At 67.8% G+C, this 5,571-nt stretch carries 7 protein-coding genes; 5 read left to right on the plus strand and 2 right to left on the minus strand.

Annotated features, from left to right (window positions below; translation table 11 throughout):
* The first annotated feature begins 201 nt into the window (after window positions 1-201).
* Entirely contained in the window at window positions 202-627 is a 426-nt protein-coding gene (locus ACFWPX_RS28650) for a DUF5360 family protein (RefSeq protein WP_378930638.1), read from the plus strand.
* A gap of 19 nt (window positions 628-646) precedes the next feature.
* On the opposite strand, the gene ACFWPX_RS28655 is transcribed toward ACFWPX_RS28650, so the two are convergent.
* The gene (locus tag ACFWPX_RS28655) at window positions 647-1,447 is read right to left on the minus strand and encodes a hypothetical protein (protein ID WP_378930640.1); all 801 of its coding nucleotides are present in this window, start codon (window positions 1,445-1,447) and stop codon (window positions 647-649) included.
* A gap of 155 nt (window positions 1,448-1,602) precedes the next feature.
* On the opposite strand from ACFWPX_RS28655, the gene ACFWPX_RS28660 reads away from it, so the two are divergent.
* The 3 genes from ACFWPX_RS28660 to ACFWPX_RS28670 all read left to right on the plus strand — a co-directional run bounded on the left by ACFWPX_RS28660 (window position 1,603) and on the right by ACFWPX_RS28670 (window position 3,876).
* On the plus strand, window positions 1,603-2,337 hold the full coding sequence (locus ACFWPX_RS28660; protein WP_378914587.1) for a sulfite exporter TauE/SafE family protein: 735 nt from the start codon (window positions 1,603-1,605) through the stop codon (window positions 2,335-2,337).
* An 11-nt stretch (window positions 2,338-2,348) separates the two neighbouring features.
* The gene (locus ACFWPX_RS28665) at window positions 2,349-3,200 is read left to right on the plus strand and encodes an inositol monophosphatase family protein (protein ID WP_378930642.1); all 852 of its coding nucleotides are present in this window, start codon (window positions 2,349-2,351) and stop codon (window positions 3,198-3,200) included.
* A gap of 175 nt (window positions 3,201-3,375) precedes the next feature.
* The gene (locus ACFWPX_RS28670; protein ID WP_378930644.1) at window positions 3,376-3,876 is read left to right on the plus strand and encodes a hypothetical protein; all 501 of its coding nucleotides are present in this window, start codon (window positions 3,376-3,378) and stop codon (window positions 3,874-3,876) included.
* Between the two features lie 74 nt (window positions 3,877-3,950).
* Here ACFWPX_RS28670 and ACFWPX_RS28675 read toward each other — a convergent pair whose 3' ends face one another.
* Entirely contained in the window at window positions 3,951-4,559 is a 609-nt protein-coding gene (locus ACFWPX_RS28675) for a hypothetical protein (RefSeq protein ID WP_378930645.1), read from the minus strand.
* Window positions 4,560-4,638: 79 nt separating this feature from the next.
* On the opposite strand from ACFWPX_RS28675, the gene ACFWPX_RS28680 reads away from it, so the two are divergent.
* Window positions 4,639-5,460 (plus strand): acyl-CoA thioesterase, encoded by an 822-nt coding sequence (locus tag ACFWPX_RS28680; RefSeq protein WP_378914583.1) that lies wholly within the window; start codon window positions 4,639-4,641, stop codon window positions 5,458-5,460.
* The last annotated feature ends 111 nt before the right edge of the window (window positions 5,461-5,571 follow it).

Consider the following 5,571-nt stretch of genomic DNA (forward strand, 5'->3'; position numbering starts at 1 on the left):
GGGGGGGGGGGGGGTGGGGGGGGGCCGGGTTGCTTCGCGCAAAAACCACCGTCCGCCGGGGGGGGCCGGGGACCCCCCCCCCCCCCCGAGGCATTTTCGGGCGACGACTCAGCGCCGCAGGAGTTCGATGATAGGGTCGCGCCGAACAACGTGTAATCGATTGCAGCTCAGGCAAATTCCGGTCAGAAGTGGGGTGGCTTCGTGAGCCTGAAGGTCGCAAAGATCCTGCTGCTGATCACCGACACATTGCTGATGCTGTACTGGGTGGCGGTAGCGGTCGACGCGATTCCGAAGGAGTCGGCCTTCCGTGACTACTCCGATCCCATGATGCAGGCATGGAATTGGTCCTTCTTCCCACTCGATCTCGCCGCCGCGGTATTCGGGTTCGTTGGGGTCTACCTGGTCAGTCGCCGTCATCGGCTCGGCTGGGTGGTCCTCACCATCGGGCTCACACTGACCTTCTGTGCCGGGTTCATGGCGATCTCGTTCTGGGCCTACTACGGAGATTTCAACGCGATCTGGTGGATCTCCAATGCGGCGCTGATGGTCGTTCCGGCCATCGTCTTCACCATTCTCGTTGTCGACCGCACCGCCGGTACCGAGGTCGGCTCCGGACCAGGTCGGTGACGATGCGGCCGGGACGCCCCTACGGCTGGCCCGCCGCGCCTTCGGTGTCGGTGGTGAGGGCGTCGGCGAAGTTCTCGGCGTAGCCGAGGATGAGCTGGCGCTGGGTGGGCAGGAGGACGGCTAGTTCGTGCCAGGCGATGGCGGTGGCGGAACCATAGAGGTGGGTGAGGTCGGTGACCAGGGCTGCTGCTTGTTCGGGGGTGGGCGGTGTGGGGCGGGCGAAGGCGAGCAGGGAGGCACCGATGGCGATGTGGCGGTAGCCGTGGGTGGTCATGCGGCGGATGACGGTGTGGTTGTCGTAGGTGCTCCAGTCGTCGGCGAAGTACCCGTTGGGGATGCCGGCGATGGCGAGGTCGTCGCGGTCCACCGGGACGCGCTGGATCAGGACGACGTCGTCGACCACGCGGTCGGGGGAGCGGTTGGCGGCGACGAGTGCGGTGAGTTCGTCCTCGGAGGCATTGCGGGTGTCGCGCAACGATTCCCAGGGCACGCGGGCGGACAGGTTGTCGAGCAGCGCGGCGATCCGGGAGACCGTGGCGTTCTCGGCGTGGTGGGTGGCAGCGGGGTCGTCCGGGGCGTGGGGATCGTGGTTGTCGTCTTCCACGAGCCCGAGGGTGGCGTGCATGCTCGTGTACGCGCACTGGCCGAGATCGTCGAGCGTGCAGAGGATCCGCGCGTCGGGATGATCCATCCGGACGAGCTCTAACGCGTCGAGCAGCTGGGCGAAGGTGGTGACGTCGTCGAGGCGGGCAACGGTGTTGGAGTCCAGCCGGTTACGTCGAACGGGTGGTTCGCCCGGCTCGAAAGTCGTCATCTGCACGGTGACATCCTGGCACGGCCCTCGGCGCGTCGTCGCGATCCCGCGGGCGGTGTTCGATGTGGGCCCCGGATGGCCCTCGTCCAGCGGCCGCGCGCACGCCCGTGCGGTGGATGCCCGGGAATTGCTGCCAACTGGTCATACCGTACAGTCGGTCCGTGACCGCGCTCGACTTGTCCTTGCTGGTCGTCGCGGGATTCTTTACCGGCTTGATCGGTTTCGTCACCGGGATGGCCTCGATCGTCTCCTATCCGGCGCTGCTGGCAGCCGGTCTGCCGCCCGTCGCGGCCAATGTCACCAATACGGTCGCCATGGTCGCCGTCGGTGTCGGAGCGACCGCGAATTCCGGACGTGAACTCATCGGGCGCGGGGCCACTCTGGTGCGCTGGGCGGTGCTGTCGGCCGTGGGCGGGCTGCTCGGCGCCCTCGCCCTGCTGGTCGCGCCGGACGGCGCGTTCGAGGTGGTCGTGCCGTTCCTGGTGGCCATGGCGTCGATCGCACTGCTGGTGCAACCACTGGTCCGCCGCCATGTCGGCGAGCTCAGCGCCCCCTGGATCGTGCCGGTCGGCATCCTGCTCACATCCGTGTACGGCGGGTATTTCGGCGCGGGCGCCGGCGTGATCTACCTGTCGATGATGCTGCTGTGTACCTCCGAATCCATCTGGAGCGCATCGATTCTCAAGAGCTTCCTGCTCGGCATCGCGAACCTGGTCGCCGCGATCGGGTTCGCGGCCTTCGGACCGGTGCACTGGGGTGCTGCGCTGGCGCTGGGCCTGGGTGCGCTGGCGGGTGGCTGGTGTGGTCCGCCGGTCGTGAAAGTGATCCCACCGAGCGTGTTGCGGGTGACGGTCGGGATCGGCGGACTCGGTCTCGCCGTATACCTGGCCCGTTAGGCGTACCGCCCATGCGCGGTTGCGGACCGCTGGTTCTCCTGCCGGGGTGCGGCACGGTCCGTAGCCTGGAAACGGTGCACCACTCAGATAGTGAAATCGCAATCCACGCAACAGAAGTCGCTTCGGAAGTGATTCGGTCGGCGTTCCACGCTCCGCTCACTCACTACGCCAAACAGGGCGACGATTTCGCCACGCAGGCCGATATCGCGGCCGAGAAAGCCATCCTCGATGTCCTCGCGGCCGCGTGTCCCGGCGACCGGTTCGTCGCCGAGGAATCGGGAACCACCGGTTCCGCCCGAAGTGATCGGACCTGGTTCATCGATCCACTCTGTGGCACCAGGAATTTCGCTGTCGACACCGCGTTCGTCGCGGTCAATGTCGCGCTGCGCGACGGCGATTCCGTGCAGGTGGCGGCGACCGCCGACCCGTTCGCCCGCGAAGTGTTCTGGACCGCGGGGGAGGGTGCGTTCCGGCGTGCGGGCGGCCGCGACGAGCCGTTGCGCCCGCAGGCCGGAAGTCACCTGGTCGATGTCGATCTCGATCACCCGTTCCCGTGGTCGAGCCCGGCGCGACTGTTCGACGCCGAAGGTTTCGCGGGCGAGTTCCATGGACGGGTGTTGTCGACCTCGCTGGCCCTTGTCTGGGTCGCGGCCGGACGGCGCGCCGCCTACATCACCGGCGGCGATATCCGTGACAGTGTGCATTTCAGCAGCGCGATCGCGGTGTGCCAGGCGGCGGGCTGCGTGGTCACCGGCCTCGCCGGGCAGCCACTGCACACCGCGCCGCACGGACTGATCGCGGCAGCGGACGCGCCGACGCATGCCCGACTAGTCGAGGCGGTGGCGGGTCTGCGTTCCGGGTAATGCTGGGGTGCATCACAATCCGGTGTATCTCACAGACCCACGTTGTCTGTGTCTCAGAGTTTCCTCAACATCACTGGGTAGCGTCCTGGCCGTGGCATCGAGGCCTGCGCTGTGTGGCGCCGATCCGTGCCGTCGCCCAGAGGGCGAGATTCCGACCCGACGTAAGGACGAGTGGATGAAGTTTCGTAGGACCGGACGAGTCGCGATCGCAGGACTGGCTGTGGTCGCTGCCCTCGGCCTGAGTGCGTGCAGTGACGACAAGGGTGACAAGCCCGCCGTCAAGACCACCACCACCAGCGCCAGCGCTCAGGGTTCGGCGGCCGCGAACCTGCCCGCCGTGCCGACGGTCGAGCAGCTCAACACCCAGCTCACCACCGCGCTGGATCCGTCGGTCCCCAACGACCAGAAGCTGGACTTCGTGCAGGGCATCGAGGCCGATCCCGAGCTGCCGAACCGCCTGGCGCAAGCCGTTCAGACCAACAATGTCCAGGTGCAGGTCACCGAGGTGACCTCCTTCGGTGACAGCGTCAACGCGAAGGCCAACTTCACCGTCAACGGCCAGACCAATGTCGTCGACGTGCCGTTCGTGGCCGAAGAGGGCAAGTGGAAGGTCCAGAAGTCGTGGGCCTGCGGCATGCTGACCAACCTCGGTCAGACCTCGGTCGCCTGCGCCTGATCGTCCTCGCTCGAGCCCCGTTCGGAATTTCCGGACGGGGCTTTCGCGTCTGCGCCGCCTCGGTTTCCGCGATGTCAGCCGCGCAGTGCCGCCCGATCGGGATGATCCCAGCGGACGGTCCAGGTCGCTTCCTCGGGATGTTCTGCCGTGTGATCGCGCACAGCGGGCAGCGTCCATCGCTGCTCGGCGGGCGTACGGCGCAGCGCCGCTTGCTCACTCAGCTCCAAGCGGATCGCGAGATCGAAATCCAGACCGCGACCCAGCAGCATCGGCCCCGCGAGCACCAGCACCAGATCGGCCTGCGCCGCGCGAATCGCCGCCCGTGCGGACCTGTCCCGCTCCTCGTCCCACAGCGCGGGCAACCAGCGCCCTTCGGTCCGCATCGCGTCCACGATCTCGCGCCGCACCGCCTCGTAGTCGAACCACGCTGTGCGATAAGACCATTCGTCATCGCGCCCGTATTCCATGCGTAGCGACGCGGGTCGCACGTAGTCGTGCATCGACACCACTGCCGCCGATCGGCCCCGATCCGAGAGCGTCTCCACGATCCGGCGGCCGAGCTCGACGGGCTCGGCGGCATCGGCACCGTCGACCGCGAGCACCCGCCGCCCCGGCAGCTCGACGAGCTCGTCGGCGACGAGCCGGGCGAGGGCGGCGGGCGAGGTGGGAGTGAACGTGGGCACCGGACCATCTCAGCAAATTTCGGGCCGCCGTGCGGAGCCGGACATACCGCCCGGTCGGCGAGGCGATAATCTCGAGCGCATGGCGACAATCGAAGAGGCGCTCGCGATCGAGCGGCTGGAGCGCGACATCTTCCGTGGTGCTTCCACGGAGTCTCAGCTACCGCGCACCTTCGGCGGTCAGGTGGCCGGGCAGGCGCTGGTCTCGGCGGTTCGCACCGTCGACCCCAGCTTCCAGGTGCATTCCCTGCACGGCTACTTCCTGCGACCGGGCAACCCGGAGGAACCCACCGTCTACCTGGTCGAGCGCATCCGCGACGGCCGGTCCTTCTGCACGAGGCGGGTCACCGGCGTGCAGGACGGGCAGGCGATATTCACGATGTCGGCCTCGTTCCATCACGGTGACGAAGGGCCGGAGCACCAGGACGTGATGCCCTCGGTCGACGGCCCCGACGAACTGCCCGACGCCAGCGTGACCATGACCCCGGAGCGGTTGTGGGCCATGCGCGAATGGGAGCACTGGGACATCCGCACGGTGCCGCAGGAACAGGTCGTCGCGCGCGACGGCGCCGTCTCCCCGCAGCAGGTGTGGTTCCGGTACCGGCACGAGCTGCCCGACGACCCGATGTTCCACGTCTGCACGCTGGCCTACATGAGTGACATGACGCTGCTCGGCTCGTCGAAGGTGACCCACCCCGACGAACCGACCCAGAACGCCTCCCTCGACCACGCCATGTGGTTCCTGCGCCCGTTCCGCGCCGACGAATGGCTGCTCTACGACCAGTCCTCGCCGTCGGCCGGCTTCGGTCGCGCATTGACCGGCGGCAAGATCTGGGACCGCGAGGGCAATCTGGTCGCCGCGGTCGTCCAGGAAGGTCTGATCCGCACGCCGCGCCACAAGTAGCACGGGTGGGGGGTGGGGGGGGGGGGGGGCCCCCCCCCGCTCAACCCCAACAAATTCACAGAGACACGAGTGTCGGACCCCGCCCTCGGGTCGAGAGACGGGCCGCAGCTG

Source organism: Nocardia sp. NPDC058518 (genome assembly GCF_042719655.1).
Classification (GTDB): Bacteria; Actinomycetota; Actinomycetes; order Mycobacteriales; family Mycobacteriaceae; genus Nocardia.